Source organism: Streptomyces flaveolus (genome assembly GCF_044765825.1).
In the GTDB taxonomy this organism is placed as follows: domain Bacteria; phylum Actinomycetota; class Actinomycetes; order Streptomycetales; family Streptomycetaceae; genus Streptomyces; species Streptomyces flaveolus.
Genome location: NZ_JBIWKU010000013.1, coordinates 188,301 through 208,551, shown reverse-complemented (window position 1 = coordinate 208,551; position 20,251 = coordinate 188,301). Strand labels below are relative to the sequence as shown.

Below are 20,251 nucleotides of genomic sequence, written 5' to 3'. Positions count from 1 at the left end.
CCGCCTACGCGGCGCGGCGCACGCCGGGCGCGCGGACCGGGGGCGACCCGGTCTCGTGGGAGGCGCGGACGCGGCGTAACGTGGAGTCGTCCGGGACCGGGGTCCCCGAGCGGCCGCGGACGGAAGCGGGGCGGGGAAAGACCGATGCGGGCGGTTGGTGGAACGTGATGCGGAAGCTGGGCGGCGGGCAGAACACAGAGGTCTTTCGGATCACCGGGGCCCGTACGGGCCTCCAGGAGGATGTGCGCGGGCGGCAGCGCCGCTACGTCATCTCGATGTCGGTGCGTACGGTTTCGGTCATCCTCGCGGCATGCCTGTGGAACGTGGAACGGCACGTCGCGATCGTGGCGCTGGTGCTCGGCGCGGTCCTGCCCTACATCGCGGTCGTGATCGCGAACGCGGGACGGGAGAACGCGCCGTCGTTGCCGTCGACGTTCGTGACGGTGCCCTCCCCGCCGATGATCACGGCCCCGCGGGCGGACGACGGCCGGGCGGAATCCGTCCCGGAAGACGCGGCGCCGGGTCCGGCGCCGGGCTCCGCCGGTGGGCCGCACGGCACGTCGTGACCTCCGAGGAGGCGGCGATCGGGTGCCCGGGAGCCGGCCGGGGCGGGCGTCGATTCCGCGCCAGGCTCAAGAAAAGCTCAGATCAATCATGTTGTTCCGGTGCCGGGTGGCGGGTGACCCGTGACATACTTCGTACGCGCTCCGCATCCCCCGTCGGAGCGACGGACCGACGCCGGGCAGCTCCCCCCGTGGCTGCTCGGCGTCGCCTTTTTCCGTGAGTTGTGAGACGAACCTGTGAGTGACGAACCGACCCCGATCTGCTCCGCCAAGGGCTGCCGCAGTGCCGCCGTGTGGGTGCTGGCGTGGAACAACCCGAAGGTGCACACTCCGGAGCGCCGCAAGACGTGGCTCGCCTGCGAGGAGCACCGGGAGCACCTGTCCCAGTTCCTCGGGGTGCGGGGCTTCCTGAAGGACGTCGCCAGGTTCGAGGACTGGCAGGCGACCGAGCGCTCCTGAGTGGTCACTAGCCGCCGATCGCCGACATCGGCCGGTCGGGCTGGACGAACGTCGGGTCGTCGAGGCCCGCGCCCGCCTTCTTGCCCCACATGGCGAGCCGCCAGATGCGGGCGATCTCCTCGTCCGGGGCACCGGAGCGCAGGGCGGCGCGCAGGTCGGTCTCCTCGGTGGCGAACAGGCAGGTGCGCACCTGGCCGTCGGCGGTCAGGCGGGTGCGGTCGCAGGCCGAGCAGAACGGGCGGGTGACGGAGGCGATGACACCGACGCGGTGCGGGCCGCCGTCCACCAGCCAGCGCTCGGCGGGGGCCGAGCCGCGGGCCTCGGAGCCCTCGGCGGTCAGCTCGAAGCGGGTGCGCAGGGAGGTGAGGATGTCACCGGCGGTGACCATGCCCTCGCGCTTCCAGCCGTGCTGGGCGTCCAGGGGCATCTGCTCGATGAAGCGCAGTTCGTAGTCGTGCTCGACGGCCCAGGCCAGCAGGTCGGGTGCCTCGTCGTCGTTGAGGCCCGGCATCAGGACCGAGTTCACCTTCACCGGGGTCAGGCCCGCCTCGCGGGCGGCCTGGAGGCCCTCCAGGACGTCCTTGTGGCGGTCCCGGCGGGTGAGGGTCTTGAAGACGTCCGGGCGCAGGGTGTCCAGGGAGACGTTGACCCGGTCCAGGCCCGCGGCCTTCAGGGCCGTCGCCGTGCGCCTGAGGCCGATGCCGTTGGTGGTGAGGGACATCTGGGGGCGCGGCTCAAGGGCGGCGACCCGCTCGACGATGCCGACCAGGCCGGGGCGCAGCAGCGGCTCCCCGCCGGTGAAGCGCACCTCCTCGATGCCGAGGGAGGTGACCGCGATGTCGATCAGGCGGACGATCTCGTCGTCCGTGAGCAGGTCGGGCTTGGCCAGCCACTGCAGCCCCTCTTCCGGCATGCAGTACGTGCAACGCAGGTTGCAGCGGTCGGTCAGCGAGACCCTGAGGTCGGTGGCCACTCGGCCGTAGGTGTCGATGAGCACGTGGGCCCCCTCCTCGACGCGGATCGGCGGAGCGCTTCTCTCCTCCGACACTGCGAGCCTACGTGACCGCGCCGACAACGACAGCGGCCCGATCCCTACGACGTACGGCGCGGCCCCGTCGTAGGGATCTACGACGGGGCCGTGGCGGGGGTGGGATCAGTGGGCGCCCGTGCCGGTCAGCGACCGGACCTCGAGCTCCGCGTACTTGGCCTTGTCGGGCTCCTCCTTGGACAGGACCGTGCCGAGCCAGCCCATGAGGAAGCCGAACGGGATGGAGATGATGCCCGGGTTCTTCAGCGGGAACCAGGCGAAGTCGACGTCCGGGAACATCGCCTTCGGGTCGCCGGAGACCACCGGCGAGAACAGCACCAGGCCGACGGCGACGATCAGGCCGCCGTAGATCGACCACAGGGCGCCCTGGGTGGTGAACCGCTTCCAGAACAGGCTGTAGAGGATGGTCGGCAGGTTGGCGGAGGCCGCGACCGCGAAGGCCAGGGCGACCAGGCCGGCCACGTTCAGGTCGCGGGCGAGGGCGCCGAGCGCGATGGAGACGATGCCGATGAAGACGGTCGCCCAGCGGGCCGCCCGCATCTCCTCCTTCTCGGTCGCCTGCCCCTTGCGGATGACGTTGGCGTAGATGTCGTGCGCGAAAGAGGAGGACGAGGCGAGGGTGAGGCCGGCGACCACGGCGAGGATGGTCGCGAAGGCCACCGCCGAGATCGTGGCCAGCAGGATCGCACCCCAGGCCGAGTCCACTCCGCCGACGTGCAGCGCGAGCAGGGGCGCGGCCGTGTTGCCGGACGGGTTGGACGCGATGATCTCGTCCTGCCCGATGAGCGCGGCGGCGCCGAAGCCGAGCGCGATGGTCATCAGGTAGAAGGCGCCGATGATGCCGATCGCCCAGTTCACGGACTTACGGGCGGCCTTGGCGTTGGGCACCGTGTAGAAGCGGATCAGGATGTGCGGCAGGCCGGCCGTGCCGAGCACCAGGGCGATGCCGAGGGAGATGAAGTCCAGCTTGGAGGTGCCGGTGGCGCCGTACTGGAGGCCGGGCTCCAGGAAGGCGGAGCCCTTGCCGCTGTTCTCGGCGGCCTTGCCGAGCAGGTCGGAGATGTTGAAGTCGAACTTCAGCAGCACCAGGAAGGTGATCAGGATGGTGCCGCCGATCAGCAGCACGGCCTTGACCATCTGGACCCAGGTGGTGCCCTTCATGCCGCCGATGGTGACGTACACGATCATCAGGACGCCGACGAGGGCGACGATGAGGATCTTGCCCGCGTCGGAGGTGATGCCGAGCAGCAGGGAGACGAGGACGCCCGCGCCGGCCATCTGGGCCAGCAGGTAGAAGATCGACACGACGATCGTGGAGGTGCCGGCGGCGGTGCGCACGGGGCGCTGGCGCATGCGGTACGCGAGGACGTCGCCCATCGTGTAGCGGCCGGAGTTCCTGAGCGGCTCGGCGACCAGCAGCAGGGCGACCAGCCAGGCGACCAGGAAGCCGATGGAGTACAGGAAGCCGTCGTAGCCGAAGAGGGCGATGGCGCCCGCGATGCCGAGGAAGGACGCGGCCGACATGTAGTCGCCGGAGACGGCGAGGCCGTTCTGGAAGGCGCTGAACTGGCGGCCGCCCGCGTAGAAGTCCGCGGCGTCCTTGGTCTGGCGGCCGGCCCAGACGGTGATGAAGAGCGTCGCGACGACGAAGACGGAGAAGAGCGTGATGATCAGCGGCCGGTGCTCGCTGGCCTCGTTGGCGGCGAGCTCGGCGGCGAAGACGGTCTGTGCGGGGCTCATGCGCCGCCCTCCATCCGGGACTTGATGGCCTCGGCCTTGGGGTCGAGCTTCACGGCGGCGTGCCGCGAGTACCACCAGGCGATGAGGAACGTGGTGACGAACTGGGCGAGGCCGAAGACGAACGCGACGTTGATGTTGCCGAACAGCTTGGTGCCCATGAAGCCGCCGGCGTAGTTCGACAGCAGCACGTAGAGCAGGTACCAGGCGACGAAGGCGATCGTCAGCGGGAAGGCGAAGGAGCGGAAGGTGCGGCGCAGTTCGGCGAACTCCGCACTCTGCTGCACCTCGGAGAACTCCTCGGCGGAGGGGAGTCGGTGTTCCTCTGCTTTCGAGGGGGGCGGTGCGTCGGTGGCCACGGAGTCTCCTCGTACGACGGACATGACGGCTTGTACCTCGGTGTTATCGCGGGGGCCTGATCGTGCTGGGGCTCCCTGTCCAACGACACGGCGCCTTGCGGGGCCCGGTTCAACACCTGCGGCACTTTCCCAAGTCACTTCTGGGAAGTCATTGCTGGCCAGCGACTTCGGGAGATAGCTTCGCCCTGCACCACTGCGTCATGTACCTGCCCGGGCACCACCTGTGTCTCGGGCCGGTCTCGTTTCCGGATGATGTGGAGACCCCATGATTCATCTGCGTTCCAGACGGCGGCTCTCTCCCGCCGTACCGGTCGTGCTGTCGCCGACCGCGTCGCCCGGCTTCCCGCCGGGGCCCGCGAGGTCGGGGACGCGCTGCGCGCGGTGAAGTCGTCCCGCTCCGCTCGTCCCGCCCCTTTTCCTCATGAACTGGAGACCTCGCACATGACAGCGCCCCACTCCCGTCACCGCCGCGCCGTCGCGATCCCGGCCGGCATGGCCCTGGCCACGGCCCTCGCCTTCCTGCCCAACATCCAGGCCTCCGCGGCCGAGGCCGCCCCGGCCGCCGCCACCGACGGCGCGTCGCTCAGCTACGTCGTCAACGTCCAGCCCGGGCACGGCCCTTCGGCGCAGGTGAAGCGGGCGATCGCGAAGGCCGGCGGCACCATCGTGACGTCGTACGACCGGATCGGCGTGGTCGTCGTCCACTCGGCCGACCCGGACTTCGCGAAGACCGTGCGCACGGTGCGCGGTGTGCAGTCGGCCGGTGCCACCCGCACCGCGCCGCTGCCCTCGGCGGCGACGACCGACGTCGGCACGCCGAAGGTGCTCACCGCGCAGGAGGCCGCCGCCGCTCAGGCCGCCGCGGGCCAGGACCCGCTGGAGTCCCTCCAGTGGGACCTGCCCGCCATCAAGGCGGACAAGGCGCACGAGAAGTCGCTGGGCAGCAGCAAGGTGACCGTCGCGGTCATCGACACCGGCGTCGACGACACGCACCCGGACATCGCGCCGAACTTCGACCGGCAGGCGTCGGTCAACTGCGTGGCGGGCAAGCCGGACACCACCGACGGCGCCTGGCGGCCGGGCGCGGCGGAGAGCCCGCACGGCACGCACGTGGCCGGGGAGATAGCCGCCGCCAAGAACGGCGTCGGCATGACCGGCGTGGCGCCGGGCGTGAAGGTCGCGGGCATCAAGGTGTCCAACCCGGACGGCTTCTTCTACACCGAGGCCGTGGTCTGCGGCTTCATGTGGGCGGCCGAGCACGGCGTCGACGTGACCAACAACAGCTATTACACCGACCCGTGGTACTTCAACTGCAAGAACGACCCGGACCAGAAGGCGCTCGTCGAGGCCGTCTCGCGGGCCTCGCGGTACGCGGAGAAGAAGGGTGCGGTCAACGTCGCCGCGGCCGGCAACGAGAACTACGACCTCGCGTCCGACGAGATCCTCGACCCGTCCTCCCCCAACGACACCACGCCCGGTGACCGGGTGATCGACCCGTCGGAGTGCTACGACATCCCGACCCAGCTGCCGGGTGTCGTCACGGTCGCGGCGACCGGTGCGAAGGGCCTGAAGTCGTCCTTCTCCAACCACGGTCTGGGCGTCATCGACATCGCCGCGCCCGGCGGCGACTCGACCGCCTACCAGACCCCGGCTCCGCCGGCGACCAGCGGCCTGATCCTGGGCACGCTGCCCGGCGGCAAGTGGGGCTACATGGCCGGTACGTCGATGGCGTCGCCGCACGTCGCCGGTGTCGCCGCGCTGATCAAGTCGACGCACCCGCACGCCTCCCCGGCCATGGTGAAGGCGCTGCTGTACGCGCAGGCCGACGCCACGCCGTGCACCAAGCCGTACGACATCAACGGCGACGGCAAGGTGGACGCGGTCTGCGAGGGGTCGAAGAACCGCAACGGCTTCTACGGCTGGGGCATGGCCGACGCGCTGGACGCGGTGACCCGCTAGCCGAGGTGCCGTACCGGCGTACATATTGATCGAGTCAATACTGCATGGTGCAGTCATGACCGACATCGAGTTCGCCTGGTCCGCCCTGGGCGGTGATCCCGCCCTTCTCCGGCGCGTGACGACCACCGTGCGGGAGGGTGCCCTGGTGGGGCGCCTTCCCGCACGGGAGTCCGCACGGATCTGCGTCGGCGTGTGCGCGCTGGCCGCCGCCGAGCTGGCGGCGCGGCGGGAAGGGCTCGCGCGCGTGCCCGGCGTGCGCGTGGACGACGGGGCCGTCGCCACCGCGTTCACCAGTGAGCGCCGTCTGCGGATCGCCGGACGGGAGCCGGTGTCGTTCGCACCGCTGTCCCGGTTCTGGCGCACTGCCGACGGGTGGCTGCGGACGCACGCGAACTATCCCCATCACCGAAGGCGTCTGCTCGCCGCCCTGGACCTGCCGGACGACCCGGCACTCGTCGCGGCGGCGCTCGGCGAACGGTCCGCCACCGAGGTCGAGGAGGCGGTGTACGCGGCCGGCGGCCTGGCGGTCGCGCTGCGCACGCCGGCCCAGTGGGCGGTGCACGAGCAGGGCGTGGCGGTGGCCCGGCACCCCCTGGTCGCACGCGAGCGCCTGGACTCGGCGCCCGGTCGCGTGTTCACGCCCGCCCCGGCGGGCGTCGCCTCGCCCGCCGCCGGGCTGCGCGTCCTGGACCTGACCCGGGTCATCGCGGGGCCGGTCGCCACCCGCACGCTCGCGCTGCTCGGCGCGGACGTCCTGCGCGTGGACCCGCCCGGACTGCCGGAACTGCCCGACCAGCATGCCGACACGGGCTTCGGGAAGCGGTCGGCGGCGCTGGACCTGACGTCCGGTGGGGCGGCGTTCGAGGAGCTGCTGGCCGGCGCGGACGTCGTCGTCACCGGGTACCGGCCGGGCGCCCTGGACCGGTTCGGGCTCTCCCCCCACGCGCTGGCCGAGCGCCGGCCGGGGCTGGTCGTGGCCCAGCTGTCGGCCTGGGGCACGGACGGGCCGTGGGCCGGGCGGCGCGGCTTCGACAGCCTGGTGCAGGCGGCCACCGGCATCGCCGCCGTCGAGGGGTCCGCGGAACGGCCCGGGGCCCTGCCCGCGCAGGTCCTCGACCACGGCACCGGCCATCTGCTGGCGTCCGCCGTGCTGCGGTCCCTGACCGACCAGTCACGGGAGGGCGGCAGCCGGCTCGTACGGCTGTCCCTCGCGCGGACCGCCGCCTGGCTCCTGGAAGGGGTCCGGCCGGACGGCACGGGAGGGGCGCGGCGCGAGCCCGCCGGGGCGTATCCGGGGCCGGAGCCCTGGCTCGCCGAACGGGCCGGCCCGCTCGGGCGGCTGCGGTACGCCCTGCCGCCGGTGTCCTACGCCGGCGGACCGGCCGACTGGGCCCGCCCGCCGGGACCGTGGGGCGCGGACGCGGCGACGTGGCTGTGACGTCCCCCGGTGCCTTCTCCCGAACTTGCCCAGTTCTGGGCGAGTTGGTGAAGATCTCGAGGTGACCTCGACAAGACCCCCGTCCCGGCCCACCGACGCCGGACGGCACGCGCGGCCCGCCGGTACCGGCCGGGCCGCGGCCGTTCTCGTGCTGGTGGCGCTGGCCGCGCTGATACCCGTGCTCGGCCCGTCCCCCGCCCTGCACGGCACCGGAGAGGCCGAAGCGCCCGGCACCGGCGGCATCGCGCTGCTGCGCACGGTGCTGTTCGCGGCGCTGAGCATCCCGGTCGGCGAACTGTTCGTGAACCGGCTGGCCCGGTACCTGCCCGGCGCTCCCCCGGACCGGCCCCGCAGCTGGTCCCCGCACGCGAACGCCGCCGCGTTCGTCGCCGCGCTGGGACTCGCGTCGGTCGTGGCCACCGGCAACCTGGTGCCGGGCGGCATCGCCGAGATCGATGTCGGCGGCCTCTACGAGTCCCGTGACGGCAAGCTCGCGCTCCTGGAGGTCAACGCGTTCCTCGTGGCGGGCCTGTGCGCCGTCTCGGGCCGGCCGGGCACGCAGGTGTGGCCGCTGGCCGCCGTGGTCGTCGCGGAGGCCCTGCGCGCCCATCCCACCACCGAGTACAGTCCGCTGATCGGCTCCGGACTGACCCTGGTGCACCTGACGTGCGCGTCGCTGTGGGTGGGCGGTCTGCTGTACGCGCTGCGCGTCCTGCGCGGGTGGCGGGGCGCCGCGGCGGGCGCGGCCCTGCTGGGTCTCTACGCGCGCGTGGCGGCCGTTCTGCTCGCCGCCATCACGGCGACGGGGGTGTGCAGTTCGCTGCGCCGGATGCCGGCGGGCACGATCCTCGGCCAGTTGACGGACACCGCGTACGGGAGGGTGCTGCTCGCCAAGGTGATCCTGGTGGCGGCCGTCGCCGCCCTCGCCCTGTGGGCCCGGATCCGGCTGAGCCGCGCCGCCGACCCGCTGTCCGCCAGTACGCCCGCGCGCGGAGAGGTCCTCGCCCTGGGTCTGGTGGTCGCGGTGTCCGGGCTGCTGACGGCGCTTCCGGTGCCGATCCGCTGGTGAGACCGGGCCGGAGGGGCCCTCGGTGCGCGTGGGTTCCGTCACACACGGGGGCCGCCGTCCGAGGCGTCGCAGGCGCCCGGCCGACCCTCCGCGGCCGTCGGGGCGGTCGAGGTCGCGGCAACCCTCGCCCGGCCGCCCGGACTTGACGCGGCAACCGCGCGCGGGGCCCGACGGGGCACCTGCGGGGCGGGACTGTCGGTCGCGGCCCGTATCCTCATGGACCATGCTCGAAGACCGCACGACCGCAGCGTCGTCCGCCACCACGTGGCCGGCCGCGTATCCGCAGGGGTACGCGGTCGTTGACGTGGAGACCACCGGCCTGGCCCGCGACGACCGCATCATCTCGGCGGCCGTCTACCGGCTGGACGCGCGCGGAGAGGTCGAGGACCACTGGTACACACTGGTCAATCCGGAGCGGGACCCGGGCCCGGTGTGGATACACGGACTGACGAGCGAGGCCCTCGAGGGCGCGCCCCTGTTCCGGGACATCGCCCCGGAGTTCGCGGCCCGGCTCGACGGACGGGTGCTCGTCGCGCACAACGCCGTCTTCGACTGGCAGATGATCGCCCGGGAGTACGCGCGCGCCGAGGGTGCGGCCCCGGTGCGGCAACGGCTGTGCACCATCGCGCTCTCCAAGGAGCTGGGGCTGCCGCTGCCCAATCACAAGCTGGAGTCGCTGGCCGCGCACTTCGGCGTCGTGCAGCAGCGGGCGCACCACGCGCTGGACGACGCGCGCGTGCTGGCGGAGGCGTTCCGGCCGAGCCTGCGCGCCGCGGCGGCGGGCGGTCTGCGGCTGCCGCTGCACGAGTGCCGGCCGCTGACGGAGTGGGCGGACCGGCCCGCGCCCCGGATCGGGCAGCAGGCGGGCTACGGCGGGTCCCGGCAGAGCAGTTGGCGCCCCTCCCGCAAAAGGCCCGCATGCCCCTATCCCAACCCAGGCCGGTACGAAGAGGGCAAACGGCTCAAGCAGGGCATGCGGGTCGCCTTCTCGGGTGACACCTCGATCGAGCGGGACCTGCTGGAGGACCGCGCGACCGAGGCCGGGCTGCACGTCGCCGGCAGCCTGTCCCGGCTGACCAGCCTGCTGGTCACCAATGACCCCGACTCGGGCACCTCGAAGGTGGTCAAGGCCCGGCAGTACGGCACGCCGGTGGTGGACGAGGCGGCCTTCGGGCAGCTGCTGCGGGACGTGGAGCCGGCGGACGGCTGAGCCCGCGCGAGCCGTACGGACGGGTGATTGCCGGGCGACTCGCCCGGCACCCGCTCGCCCGTGCCGCGGTGACGGCTCACCCTGTGGCGCATGGCGACATGCGAAGTCTGCGGCAACAACTACGGAATGACCTTCGAGGTCCACGCGCAGGGGGCGGTGCACGTCTTCGACTGCTTCTCCTGCGCGATCCACCGGATGGCCCCCATCTGCGAGCACTGCCGGGTGCAGATCATCGGCCAGGGTGTCGAGGTCGAGGGCCACTGGTACTGCGGCGCCCACTGCGCCCGCGCCGAGGGAAGGGCGGGCATCGTCGACAAGGTCTGAGGCCGGACCGGGGCCACAAGCCCGTACCCGCCGCATCGCACCCCACGACCGAGTTGTACCGTCGTGGGGTGTACCGCTTCCTGTTGTCCCGCCAGTGGGTGATCCTCACGCTGGTGGCCCTGCTGCTCATCCCGACGATGATCCGGCTGGGCTTCTGGCAGATGCACCGCTACGAGGAGCGCACCGCCCGGAACGACCTGGTCGCCGAGGCGCTCGGTGCGAAGCCGGTGCCCGTGGAGTCGCTGACCGCTCCCGGCAAGAGGATCACCACGCACGAGCGGTACCGCACCGTGACCGCGACGGGCCGCTTCGACACGGACCACGAGGTCGTCGTCCGCCGGCGCACCAACGCCCAGGACAAGATCGGCTACCACGTACTGACCCCGTTCGTCCTCGACGACGGCAAGGTCCTGCTCGTCAACCGCGGCTGGATCCCCGCCGACGGCCCCAGCCAGACCGAGTTCCCCGAGGTTCCCGCACCGCCCCGGGGAGAGATCACCGTCACCGGGCGGATGATGCCCGACGAGACGACCGCCGCGAGCGGCATCAAGGACCTCGAGGGCCTGCCGGACCGCCAGATCATGCTCATCAACAGCGAGCAGGAGGCCGCCCGCCTGGACGCCCGGGTGCTCGGCGGGTACATCGTCCTGACGGCGCCCGAGCCGAAGGGCAGCACCCCCGAGGCGATCGGCAAGCCGGGCAACGAGGACGCCGCACTGAACTTCGCGTACGCGATCCAGTGGTGGCTGTTCTCCGCGGCCGTCCCGGTCGGCTGGTGGATCCTGGTCCGTCGCGAGAAGCGCGACCGGGAGAGCGCCGGGGACGTGGAGACCGCGGAGGCGGAACCCGCCCCCGTGTAGCGGCACGCCCGCGGGCGTGCGGCAGCCGGTCCGGGCCCGATTGCGCGGTCACCGGCCGGGCAGACGGAACACCGTGCACCCCCACATCGAGGACTACGCGCTCATCGGCGACCAGCAGACCGCGGCCCTGGTCGGCACGGACGGCTCCGTGGACTGGCTGTGCCTGCCCCGCTTCGACTCCGCCGCCTGCTTCGCCAAGCTGCTCGGCGACGAGGACAACGGCCGCTGGCGCATCGCCCCCGTGGGTGCCGAGCACTGCACCCGGCGTGCCTACCGCCCCGACACCCTCGTGCTGGACACCGAGTGGGAGGGGGACGACGGAGCCGTCCGGGTCACCGACTTCATGCCCCAGCGCGACCGCGCGCCCGACCTGGTGCGCATCGTGGAGGGCCTGCGCGGCGAGGTCACCGTGCACAGCGAGCTGCGGCTGCGCTTCGACTACGGCTCGATCGTGCCGTGGGTGCGCCGGTCCGACGGTCACCGGGTGGCCGTCGCGGGACCGGACTCCGCGTGGCTGCGCAGCGAGCCGGAGGTGCGCATCTGGGGGCAGGACTTCGGGACGCACGCGGAGTTCACGGTCGCCGAGGGCGAGAAGGTCGCGTTCGTCCTCACCTGGCACCCCTCGCACGAGCCGCGCCCGCCGCTGATAGACCCGTACGTGTCGCTGGAGCACAGCGTCGAGGACTGGCGTGCCTGGGCCGCCCACTGCCGCTACGACGGTCCGCACCGGGACGCCGTGGTCCGCTCCCTGATCACGTTGAAGGCACTCACCTACCGGCCGACCGGCGGCATCGTGGCCGCCGCCACCACCTCGCTGCCGGAGGAACCGGGCGGCGTCCGCAACTGGGACTACCGCTTCTGCTGGCTGCGCGACTCCACGCTCACCCTGGGCGCCCTGCTGTCGGCGGGGTATCTGGAGGAGGCCGAGGCCTGGCGCGACTGGCTGCTGCGCGCGGTCGCGGGCAACCCGGCGGACCTGCAGATCATGTACGGCCTGGCGGGCGAGCGGCGGCTGCCCGAGTTCGAACTGCCGTGGCTGTCCGGCTTCGCCGAGTCGGCACCCGTGCGGATCGGCAACGACGCGGTGAACCAGCTTCAGCTGGACGTGTACGGCGAGGTCATGGACTCCCTGTCGCTGGCCCGGCTGGCGGGCATGCACCCGCAGCCGCAGATGTGGGAGCTCCAGTGCGCGCTGATGGACTTCCTGACCACGGCCTGGCGGCAGCCGGACGAGGGGCTGTGGGAGGTGCGCGGCGGGCGCCGGCAGTTCGTGCACTCGAAGGTGATGACCTGGGTGGCCGCCGACCGGGCGGTGCGCACCCTGGAGGACCACCCCGAGCTGGGCGGCGACCTGGACGGCTGGCGCGCGCTGCGCGAGGAGGTGCACCGGGAGGTCTGCGAGAAGGGCTACGACCCGGACCGCAACACGTTCACCCAGTCCTACGGCTCGGCGGAGCTGGACGCCGCGCTGCTCCTCATCCCGCGGGTGGGCTTCCTGCCCGCGGACGACCCGCGCGTCGTCGGCACGGTCGACGCGATCGGCAAGGAGCTGACCCGGGACGGCCTGGTGCGCCGCTACAGCACCGAGGGCCCGCCCGTGGACGGGCTGCCGGGCGGGGAGGGCACGTTCCTGGTGTGCTCGTTCTGGTACGCGGACGCGCTGCACGCGACCGGCCGGACCGCGGAGGCCCGGGAGCTGTTCGAGCGGCTGGTGGGGCTCGCCAACGACGTGGGGCTGCTGGCCGAGGAGTACGACCCGGTGGCGGGCCACCAGCTCGGGAACTTCCCGCAGGCGTTCAGCCACATCGGCCTGGTGAACACCGCCCTCGCCCTGTTCGGCGACGAGGAGGCAGGATAGGGGCCATGGATCTTGGACTGAAGGACCGGGTGTACGTCGTCACCGGAGCCACCCGTGGCCTGGGCAACGCCGCCGCGCGCGAGCTGGTCGCCGACGGCGCGAAGGTGGTCGTCACGGGGCGGGACGAGAAGAGCGTCGCGGACACCGCGGACGCGCTGGGCGCGGACGCCGTGGGCGTGGCCGCCGACAACGCCGACCCCGGCGCCGCCGAGCGGCTGATCGCCACCGCCCGTGAGCGTTTCGGGCGCTTCGACGGCGTCCTGATCAGTGTGGGCGGGCCGCCGCCCGGCTTCGTCGCCGACAACACCGACGAGCAGTGGCAGGCCGCGTTCGAGTCGGTGTTCCTCGGCGCGGTGCGGCTGGCCCGCACGGCGGCCGCCGAGCTGGAGGACGGCGGCGTCATCGGCTTCGTCCTGTCGGGTTCCGTGCACGAGCCGATCCCGGGCCTGACCATCTCCAACGGCCTGCGGCCGGGGCTGGCGGGTTTCGCCAAGTCCCTCGCCGACGAGCTGGGCCCGCGCGGCATCCGGGTCGTCGGCCTGCTGCCGGGCCGGATCGACACCGACCGGGTGCGCGAGCTGGACGGCCTGTCCGCGGACCCGGAGGCGACCAGGGTGGCGAGCGAGTCCCGTATCCCGCTGCGCCGTTACGGCACCCCGGAGGAGTTCGGCCGCGCGGCGGCGTTCCTGCTGTCGCCCGCGGCGTCGTACGTGACGGGCGTGATGCTGCCGGTCGACGGCGGCAGCCGGCACGGCTTCTAGGGCCGGCCGTCCCCCTCCCCCGCCCTCCGCCCGGAGGACGGGCCCGGCGGTTCGCGGCGCCCGGCCGGCGGAGACGCTCGGCCGGGTCCGACGCGTGACGCGTGTGACCGGTCCGGCGGCGGCGTCGCCGGCCCTCCGGGGGTGCGAGTCGCCACCGGACAGGCGGAGACCCGGCGGCACCGCCGGTGGCCCTCCCGGGAGCGTGCCAAGCGTCACCGGACGGACGGGCGTCCGGCAGGTGGGCCCGGTGCCTGCTCCCGGCGCGGGGTCAGCTGACTCGTTCGGCGCGGTGTTTGACGCCGTGCAGGCGTACCTCCGCCGGGAGGGCCGCGAGGCCGGCCGAGTCGCGGGCGTGGGTGAGGGCGCGCGCGGTGAGGTCGTCCAGCGCGGTGCCGGGGTCCACGTGGGGAGCCAGCAGCATCCGGACGCGGGCCCGCGGGGCGTCGCGCCGTCCGGTGAGCCGGACCTTGGCCCGCTCGACCCCGTCCACCCGGTCCGTCTCCTGAGCGAGGACGCCCTCCAGCGCCCGGCCGCGCAGCGCCGCGCCCTCGCCGTCGCCGGTGTCGACGAGGACCTCGGAGAGCCGGCGGCGGCGCAGTACCGCGACGAGCCACCACAGGGCGAGCAGCAGCAGGACGGCGAGCGCGGCGATGACCACCGGCCACCACCAGCCGGAGTCCCGCCAGCGGGTCCGCTCGGACTGGCTGAGCAGCACGTCGTGCGGCCCCTGGTGCACCCACCAGGAGGGGGGCGACACGTCGAACGACACCGCGAGCACGGCGCCGCCCACGGCGATCAGCACCAGGCCCACGAGCCCCAGCAGCACACGGTCGACGGTCCTGAGCACGGCCCTCACCCCTTCCGTCCCGGCCGCGCCACCCGGACCGACACGGCGGGCGGCCGGGCCAGTCCCAGCCCGCGCACCGTGTCGTCGAGCACGCCGTCCAGATCGGCTCGTACGTCGTCCAGTTCCCTGAAGTGCGCGAGCGCGCGCACCCGGGCCTTCCTGCGGCGCATCTTCACCCGCGCCGACTGCACGCCGGCGACCTCCACGGCACGGTCGCGCAGCACCGCGGAGGCGGCGTCCCGGTGCAGTCCCGCGCGTACGTCAGGATGGGTGCGCCGCATCGGCAGCATCCTGCGCAGGCCGGGCGTGAGGGCCAGTACGAGCAGCCAGAGCCCGAGGGCGGCGGCGACCCCGGCGCCGACCCGCACCCACGTGTCGTCGAGGGGCCGTTCGGCGAGCTGCTGGGCCAGATCCCGGCGCCAGCCGAGGGCGGAGCGGCCGGCGCGGACGGCGACGACGTCGTAGAGGAAGGCGCCCGCGGCGATCAGGAGGAGCAGGGCGACGATGCCCGCGGGGACGCGGCGCGCCGACCAGAAGCGGCCGCGCGGTCCGCGCTCGCCCTCGGCCAGGGGCTGCGGCGGGGGTCCGGTGTCGTCCGTCTTCTCCATGACGGGCAGGCGCTGCGTGCTGCCCTCGGAGCCCTGGGGTTCGCTCATCGCGTCCTCCGCTGTCGCGCGCCGTACTCCGCCGCCAGGTGCAGCCGCTCCACCTGGACGCCGACCTCCGGCACCGCCATACCCGTCAACCCGCGTACCCGCTGGACGACTTGGTGACGCACCTGCCCGCAGCGGGCGCCGATGTCGCAGGGGTAGTCGAGTTCCACGTGGACGCGTACGCGGGCGATGTCGTGATGGACGACGACCGTGGCGTGCGGGCGTTCGGCGTCCGGATGGAGTACTCCGACCGCCTCGCGTGCCGCCTGGGCGGCGATCTTGGCGACCACCCGGTCGGCGATCCGCGTGGCCCCGCGTTCGCCCGCGGGGACCGCCGTCGGGGCGTCGCGGACCTCAGCCGCCCCCTCGTTCACGCCGGTCACCGCCGCCGGTCGTCACGGGCGCGGAACAGGTCGCCAAGGTCCATGTCCCCCTCCAGGAACCGGCCGACGACGAACCCGACGGCGCCCAGGGCCGCCACCAACAAGAAGGCTCCGAATCCGCCGAAGTACCCGGCGAATCCCAACGCCATCCCGGCGATCATGCCGATCACCGCCATGCTCATGGTGCGCTCCCCTCAGTCCGTCGTCCCGTCACCTGATCCGCGGTTCTGCCGGCTCCTCGTCCTCCTCGTCCGGCAGTTTGACGTCACTCACCGCGATGTTGACCTCGACGACCTCGAGGCCGGTCATCCGCTCCACCGCCGCCACCACGTTCTCCCGTACGTCCCGGGCCACATCGCTGATCGACACGCCGTACTCGACGACGATCTCCAGATCGAGCGCGGTCTGCTTCTCGCCGACCTCGGCCTTCACTCCGCGCGTCACCGACTTGGACCCGCCGGGCACCCGGTCCCGCACGGCGCCGAAGGTGCGTGCCATTCCGCTGCCCAGGGCGTGCACACCCGCGACATCGCGTGCCGCCATTCCGGTGATCTTCTCCACGACGCCGTCGGCGATGGTGGTCCGGCCGCGGCTGCCGGGGTCGCCTCCTCCGCGCCGGACGGCCTGCGCTCTCGCGGTCTCCGGCGCGTCCTTCTCCGTCAAGTCGCTCATGTCCGCACATCCCTTCGGTCGTCCTTGTTTCCCACCGTAAGCACGGTGCCGCGATTGCGCGCCGGGGATGCGGCAGGCTGAAGGAATGACAACGCCTGATCGGTGGACGCGGACGGTACGGGAGCAGCTGGGGCTCGGCAGGCTGCTGCCGCTGGGTGGGCCGCTGGACGGCGCGTGGGTCGCCGAACGCGCGGCACGGGAAGCGCTGCTGGCCGCGGTCCGGAACGTGCCGGGCGTGCGGCCCGGACGCCTGCGCATCGCCCTCGCCGCCCCGCAGGAGACGACGGAACCGGTCGTACCGGCGCCGCCGAGCGCGCTGCCGCCCGGTCCGCTGCGGGTGACGGCCGACTTCGCGGCGTCGGCGGCCGAGCCGCTGCCGTCCGCTGCGGCCCGGCTGCGCGCGGCGCTGGCCGAGGCGGCGACGCGCCGGATCGGTCTGACGGTGACGGACGTCGATCTCCGGGCGACGGATCTGCTCGATGCGGCACCGGAGCCGGTTTCGGGTCCCGGACCGGAGCCGGCCGCCGGGCCCTCGGACGGCCCGGCGGCCCGGGCGGGAGCGGACGACACGGACGAGGGCCGGGCGGCGGGCGCCGCGCTCGCGGTCCCGGGCGTGCGAGGCCTGACCGGCACACTGGGCCGTCCGGTGCACATCACGGCGCCGGACGCCGGGCGGGAGGCGGCCCTGCCGCGCCGCCATGTCCGGGTGGAGCTGGCGGTCGACGCGGACCGGCCGGCCGCGGAGGTGGCCCTCCGGGTCAGGGCAGCGGTGACCGAGTCCCTGCCGGACCACCCCACGGTGGCCGTACTGGTGACGGAGATCGGCTGAACACCCGGAGCAGCGAGCCGGGTGCGGCGGGGTGTGCTGCGGACGCCCCGCCCACTCGGTCCGACCGCCGAAGGCTCAGTCTCCGAGGCCGGCCAGGTCGCGCAGCCGGCGGCCCTGGGCGGCGCGCTCCGCGGCGCGCTGTGCCTCGTAGTCCCGGCTCTGGGCGCCCTGGAGCAGCGCCTTGGTCTCGACGACCGCGTCGCGCGGCGCGGACAGGATCGCGGCCACCAGGTCGCGCACGGCGCCGTCGAGCTGGTCGGCGGGCACGGCGAGGTTGGCCAGGCCGGTGGTCACGGCCTCCTCGGCCGTGACGAAGCGCCCGGTCGCGCAGATCTCCAGCGCGCGGGCGTACCCGACCAGGGACACCAGGGGATGCGTGCCCGTCAGGTCCGGCACGAGGCCGAGACTGGTCTCGCGCATGGCGAACTGCACGTCGTCCGCGACGACCCGCAGGTCACAGGCGAGGGCCAGCTGGAAGCCGGCCCCGATGGCGTGTCCCTGTACGGCGGCCACGGAGAGGATGTCGCTGCGCCGCCACCAGGTGAACGCGTCCTGGTACTCGGCGATGGTCTCGTCCAGCTCGGCGTCGCCGCCCCGGGCGAGGTCGATGAACGACGGTTCGCCGTCGAAGCCCTCGGGCGTGAACGCCTGCCGGTCGAGGCCGGCCGAGAAGGACTTGCCCTCGGCCCGCAGCACGACGACCCGGACGGAGCCCGGCAGCAGCCGGCCGGCCTCGGTGAGCGCCCGCCACAGAGCGGGGCTCTGCGCGTTGCGCTTGGCGGGGTTGGTCAGCGTCACCGTGGCGATCGCGTCGTCGACGGTGAGCCGCACGCCGTCCTTGTCGAGTGCGGGAACGGGGTCGTGGGCGGGCGAAGCCATGGGGCGCCTCCGGAAGATGCGGTCGTCGTCCCCGTCGTACGCCGGCTTGCCGCCGTATCACGACAGGGCTAAGTGACTGCACAGTAACCACCCGGACGGTCCGACGACCGACCGGGTGACCACCTTCACTTTCGGAGCCGAGGGGTCGCCCGGAACGTCAGGCCGATGCGGCCTTCTTGCCCCGGGTCGCCCCGCCACGCCCTCGAAGCGTGACGCCCGACTCGCTGAGCATGCGGTGCACAAAGCCATACGAGCGGCCGGTTTCCTCGGCCAACGCCCGGATGCTCGCACCGGCGTCGTACTTCTTCTTCAGGTCTGCCGCGAGCTTGTCGCGCGCGGCGCCGGTCACCCGGCTGCCCTTCTTCAGAGTCTCGGCCACCCGTGCCTCCTCATGGGAAGTGCGCTCTGGTCTCCTCATGATCACCCCTCCCGGGCCTCATGGCCACCCATTCGGCAAGGTCGATGAGTCAAGGTTGTGACGACAGGAGCGCGTCCCCACATACGGAATGGACCGTTCCGAAGATCGTTGTGCCTGCGGCCGAACGGGTTTCCTGACGAAAGCGCAGGTCAGAATGGCGACACGGCCGGGGCCCCCACTGTGGAGGCCCCGGCCGCGACATCGATGTAGGACACACCTCATGATGAGGAGATCTCACACAGATGGTGGATCACGGATCGGCCGAATGATCCATACCCAGTGGATCATTCATTCGATCAAGCGAGGGCGACGAGGTCCGCGTAGTCGGAGCCCCAGAGGTCCTCGACGCCGTCCGGAAGCAGGATGATCCGCTCCGGCTGGAGCGCCTCGACCGCACCCTCGTCGTGGGTGACGAGCACGACGGCGCCCTTGTAGGTGCGCAGCGCGCCGAGGATCTCCTCGCGGCTGGCCGGGTCCAGGTTGTTGGTGGGCTCGTCGAGCAGCAGCACGTTGGCCGAGGAGACGACCAGGGTGGCCAGCGCCAGACGGGTCTTCTCGCCGCCGGAGAGGACACCGGCCGGCTTGTCGACGTCGTCGCCGGAGAACAGGAACGAGCCGAGCGTCTTGCGGACCTCGACCAGGTCCAGGTCGGGGGCGGCGGAGCGCATGTTCTCCAGGACCGTGCGCTCCGGGTCGAGGGTCTCGTGCTCCTGCGCGTAGTAGCCGAGCTTGAGGCCGTGGCCCTCGATGACCCTGCCGGTGTCGGGCTTCTCCGCCCCGCCCAGCAGGCGGAGCAGGGTCGTCTTGCCCGCGCCGTTGAGGCCGAGGATGACGACGCGGGAGCCCTTGTCGATGGCCAGGTCGACGTCGGTGAAGATCTCCAGCGATCCGTACGACTTCGACAGCCCCTCGGCCATGAGCGGGGTCTTGCCGCACGGCGAGGGCTCGGGGAAGCGCAGCTTGGCGACCTTGTCGGACTTCCGCTCGGCCTCCAGGCCGGCCAGCAGCTTGTCCGCGCGGCGGGCCATGTTCTGCGCGGCGACGGTCTTGGTGGCCTTAGCCCGCATCTTGTCGGCCTGCGAATGCAGCGCGGACGCCTTCTTCTCGGCGTTCTGCCGCTCGCGCTTGCGGCGCTTCTCGTCGGCCTCGCGCTGCTGCTGGTAGAGCTTCCAGCCCATGTTGTAGACGTCGATCTGGGAGCGGTTGGCGTCCAGGTAGAACACCTTGTTGACGACCGTCTCGACCAGGTCGACGTCGTGGGAGATCACGATGAAGCCGCCGCGGTAGGTCTTCAGGTAGTCCCGCAGCCAGACGATCGAGTCGGCGTCGAGGTGGTTCGTGGGCTCGTCGAGCAGGAGCGTGTCCGCGTCCGAGAACAGGATCCGGGCCAGCTCGACGCGGCGGCGCTGGCCGCCGGAGAGCGTGTGCAGGGGCTGGCCGAGCACCCGGTCGGGCAGGTTGAGCGCGGCGGCGATGGTGGCGGCCTCGGCCTCGGCGGCGTATCCGCCCTTGGTGAGGAACTCCGTCTCCTGGCGCTCGTACTGCTTGAGCGCCTTCTCGCGGGTGGAGCCCTGGCCGTTCGCGATGCGCTGCTCGTTCTCGCGCATCTTGCGGATCAGGGTGTCCAGGCCGCGGGCGGAGAGGATGCGGTCGCGGGCCAGCACGTCGAGGTCGCCGGTGCGCGGGTCCTGCGGGAGGTAGCCGACCTCGCCGGAGCGGGTGACGGTACCGCCGGCGGGGATGCCCTCGCCGGCGAGGACCTTGGTGAGGGTGGTCTTCCCGGCGCCGTTGCGGCCGACCAGGCCGATGCGGTCGCCCTTGGCGACGCGGAAGGTGGCGCTTTCGATGAGGACGCGGGCACCGGCGCGCAGCTCGATGCCGGAGGCGGAGATCACGGACAGACTCCAGGGCGGGTGGTTGGCGGG

At 72.7% G+C, this 20,251-nt stretch carries 22 protein-coding genes; 11 read left to right on the top strand and 11 right to left on the bottom strand.

Annotated elements, in window-relative coordinates:
• The first annotated feature begins 167 nt into the window (after positions 1 to 167).
• Positions 168 to 566, top strand: coding sequence for a DUF3099 domain-containing protein (locus ACIRG6_RS32285; RefSeq protein ID WP_239771091.1), 399 nt, complete (start codon positions 168 to 170; stop codon positions 564 to 566).
• 234 nt (positions 567 to 800) lie between these two features.
• Entirely contained in the window at positions 801 to 1,022 is a 222-nt protein-coding gene (locus tag ACIRG6_RS32280; RefSeq protein WP_318217997.1) for a hypothetical protein, read from the top strand.
• 7 nt (positions 1,023 to 1,029) lie between these two features.
• Here ACIRG6_RS32280 and moaA read toward each other — a convergent pair whose 3' ends face one another.
• From moaA to ACIRG6_RS32265, 3 genes are all read right to left on the bottom strand, one after another.
• Positions 1,030 to 2,019 carry a GTP 3',8-cyclase MoaA gene (moaA, locus tag ACIRG6_RS32275; RefSeq protein ID WP_364682941.1) on the bottom strand — a complete coding sequence of 330 codons (990 nt, stop codon included), beginning with the start codon at positions 2,017 to 2,019 and terminating at the stop codon, positions 1,030 to 1,032.
• A 156-nt stretch (positions 2,020 to 2,175) separates the two neighbouring features.
• Positions 2,176 to 3,810 carry a solute symporter family protein gene (locus ACIRG6_RS32270; protein WP_239771093.1) on the bottom strand — a complete coding sequence of 545 codons (1,635 nt, stop codon included), beginning with the start codon at positions 3,808 to 3,810 and terminating at the stop codon, positions 2,176 to 2,178.
• Positions 3,807 to 4,166 carry a DUF485 domain-containing protein gene (locus tag ACIRG6_RS32265; protein ID WP_239771094.1) on the bottom strand — a complete coding sequence of 120 codons (360 nt, stop codon included), beginning with the start codon at positions 4,164 to 4,166 and terminating at the stop codon, positions 3,807 to 3,809. Before ACIRG6_RS32265 ends, ACIRG6_RS32270 begins: the two co-directional genes overlap by 4 nt.
• A 441-nt stretch (positions 4,167 to 4,607) precedes the next feature.
• Between ACIRG6_RS32265 and ACIRG6_RS32260 the strand changes: the two genes are divergently transcribed.
• The 8 genes from ACIRG6_RS32260 (at position 4,608) to ACIRG6_RS32225 (ending at position 13,645) form a co-directional block, all read left to right on the top strand.
• The gene (locus tag ACIRG6_RS32260) at positions 4,608 to 6,125 is read left to right on the top strand and encodes a S8 family peptidase (RefSeq protein WP_350724999.1); all 1,518 of its coding nucleotides are present in this window, start codon (positions 4,608 to 4,610) and stop codon (positions 6,123 to 6,125) included.
• A 55-nt stretch (positions 6,126 to 6,180) separates the two neighbouring features.
• Positions 6,181 to 7,563, top strand: coding sequence for a CoA transferase (locus tag ACIRG6_RS32255; protein ID WP_403325205.1), 1,383 nt, complete (start codon positions 6,181 to 6,183; stop codon positions 7,561 to 7,563).
• Positions 7,564 to 7,624: 61 nt separating this feature from the next.
• Positions 7,625 to 8,632, top strand: coding sequence for a CopD family protein (locus ACIRG6_RS32250; protein WP_350724994.1), 1,008 nt, complete (start codon positions 7,625 to 7,627; stop codon positions 8,630 to 8,632).
• A gap of 223 nt (positions 8,633 to 8,855) precedes the next feature.
• Positions 8,856 to 9,842, top strand: a complete 987-nt coding sequence (locus ACIRG6_RS32245; RefSeq protein WP_350724992.1) for a DEDDh family exonuclease — start codon at positions 8,856 to 8,858, stop codon at positions 9,840 to 9,842.
• Between the two features lie 90 nt (positions 9,843 to 9,932).
• The gene (locus ACIRG6_RS32240; protein ID WP_071528763.1) at positions 9,933 to 10,166 is read left to right on the top strand and encodes a hypothetical protein; all 234 of its coding nucleotides are present in this window, start codon (positions 9,933 to 9,935) and stop codon (positions 10,164 to 10,166) included.
• Between the two features lie 68 nt (positions 10,167 to 10,234).
• Positions 10,235 to 11,026: an SURF1 family cytochrome oxidase biogenesis protein gene (locus tag ACIRG6_RS32235; RefSeq protein ID WP_364682948.1), complete on the top strand. Its 792-nt coding sequence runs from the start codon at positions 10,235 to 10,237 to the stop codon at positions 11,024 to 11,026.
• A gap of 73 nt (positions 11,027 to 11,099) precedes the next feature.
• Positions 11,100 to 12,884, top strand: a complete 1,785-nt coding sequence (locus ACIRG6_RS32230) for a glycoside hydrolase family 15 protein (RefSeq protein ID WP_403325203.1) — start codon at positions 11,100 to 11,102, stop codon at positions 12,882 to 12,884.
• A 5-nt stretch (positions 12,885 to 12,889) separates the two neighbouring features.
• On the top strand, positions 12,890 to 13,645 hold the full coding sequence (locus ACIRG6_RS32225) for an SDR family oxidoreductase (RefSeq protein WP_403325201.1): 756 nt from the start codon (positions 12,890 to 12,892) through the stop codon (positions 13,643 to 13,645).
• A 268-nt stretch (positions 13,646 to 13,913) separates the two neighbouring features.
• On the opposite strand, the gene amaP is transcribed toward ACIRG6_RS32225, so the two are convergent.
• The 5 genes from amaP to ACIRG6_RS32200 are packed head-to-tail and all read right to left on the bottom strand — an operon-like array spanning position 13,914 to position 16,200.
• Positions 13,914 to 14,501, bottom strand: a complete 588-nt coding sequence (gene amaP, locus ACIRG6_RS32220) for an alkaline shock response membrane anchor protein AmaP (protein ID WP_350724478.1) — start codon at positions 14,499 to 14,501, stop codon at positions 13,914 to 13,916.
• Entirely contained in the window at positions 14,498 to 15,148 is a 651-nt protein-coding gene (locus ACIRG6_RS32215; RefSeq protein WP_381687126.1) for a DUF6286 domain-containing protein, read from the bottom strand. Before ACIRG6_RS32215 ends, amaP begins: the two co-directional genes overlap by 4 nt.
• Positions 15,145 to 15,528 carry an Asp23/Gls24 family envelope stress response protein gene (locus tag ACIRG6_RS32210; protein ID WP_350724482.1) on the bottom strand — a complete coding sequence of 128 codons (384 nt, stop codon included), beginning with the start codon at positions 15,526 to 15,528 and terminating at the stop codon, positions 15,145 to 15,147. Before ACIRG6_RS32210 ends, ACIRG6_RS32215 begins: the two co-directional genes overlap by 4 nt.
• Positions 15,525 to 15,710 (bottom strand): hypothetical protein, encoded by a 186-nt coding sequence (locus ACIRG6_RS32205; protein WP_318218007.1) that lies wholly within the window; start codon positions 15,708 to 15,710, stop codon positions 15,525 to 15,527. Before ACIRG6_RS32205 ends, ACIRG6_RS32210 begins: the two co-directional genes overlap by 4 nt.
• Positions 15,711 to 15,738: 28 nt before the next feature.
• Positions 15,739 to 16,200 carry an Asp23/Gls24 family envelope stress response protein gene (locus ACIRG6_RS32200; protein ID WP_381687131.1) on the bottom strand — a complete coding sequence of 154 codons (462 nt, stop codon included), beginning with the start codon at positions 16,198 to 16,200 and terminating at the stop codon, positions 15,739 to 15,741.
• A gap of 85 nt (positions 16,201 to 16,285) precedes the next feature.
• On the opposite strand from ACIRG6_RS32200, the gene ACIRG6_RS32195 reads away from it, so the two are divergent.
• Positions 16,286 to 17,029: a nucleopolyhedrovirus P10 family protein gene (locus ACIRG6_RS32195; RefSeq protein ID WP_403325198.1), complete on the top strand. Its 744-nt coding sequence runs from the start codon at positions 16,286 to 16,288 to the stop codon at positions 17,027 to 17,029.
• A 75-nt stretch (positions 17,030 to 17,104) separates the two neighbouring features.
• Here ACIRG6_RS32195 and ACIRG6_RS32190 read toward each other — a convergent pair whose 3' ends face one another.
• The 3 genes from ACIRG6_RS32190 to ACIRG6_RS32180 all read right to left on the bottom strand — a co-directional run bounded on the left by ACIRG6_RS32190 (position 17,105) and on the right by ACIRG6_RS32180 (position 20,221).
• On the bottom strand, positions 17,105 to 17,908 hold the full coding sequence (locus ACIRG6_RS32190) for an enoyl-CoA hydratase/isomerase family protein (RefSeq protein WP_403325196.1): 804 nt from the start codon (positions 17,906 to 17,908) through the stop codon (positions 17,105 to 17,107).
• Between the two features lie 157 nt (positions 17,909 to 18,065).
• Positions 18,066 to 18,287 (bottom strand): helix-turn-helix domain-containing protein, encoded by a 222-nt coding sequence (locus ACIRG6_RS32185; RefSeq protein ID WP_018567695.1) that lies wholly within the window; start codon positions 18,285 to 18,287, stop codon positions 18,066 to 18,068.
• Positions 18,288 to 18,622: 335 nt separating this feature from the next.
• A complete protein-coding gene (locus ACIRG6_RS32180) occupies positions 18,623 to 20,221 on the bottom strand; it encodes an ABC-F family ATP-binding cassette domain-containing protein (protein ID WP_239771109.1) in 1,599 nt (532 codons plus the stop codon).
• Positions 20,222 to 20,251: the final 30 nt, after the last annotated feature.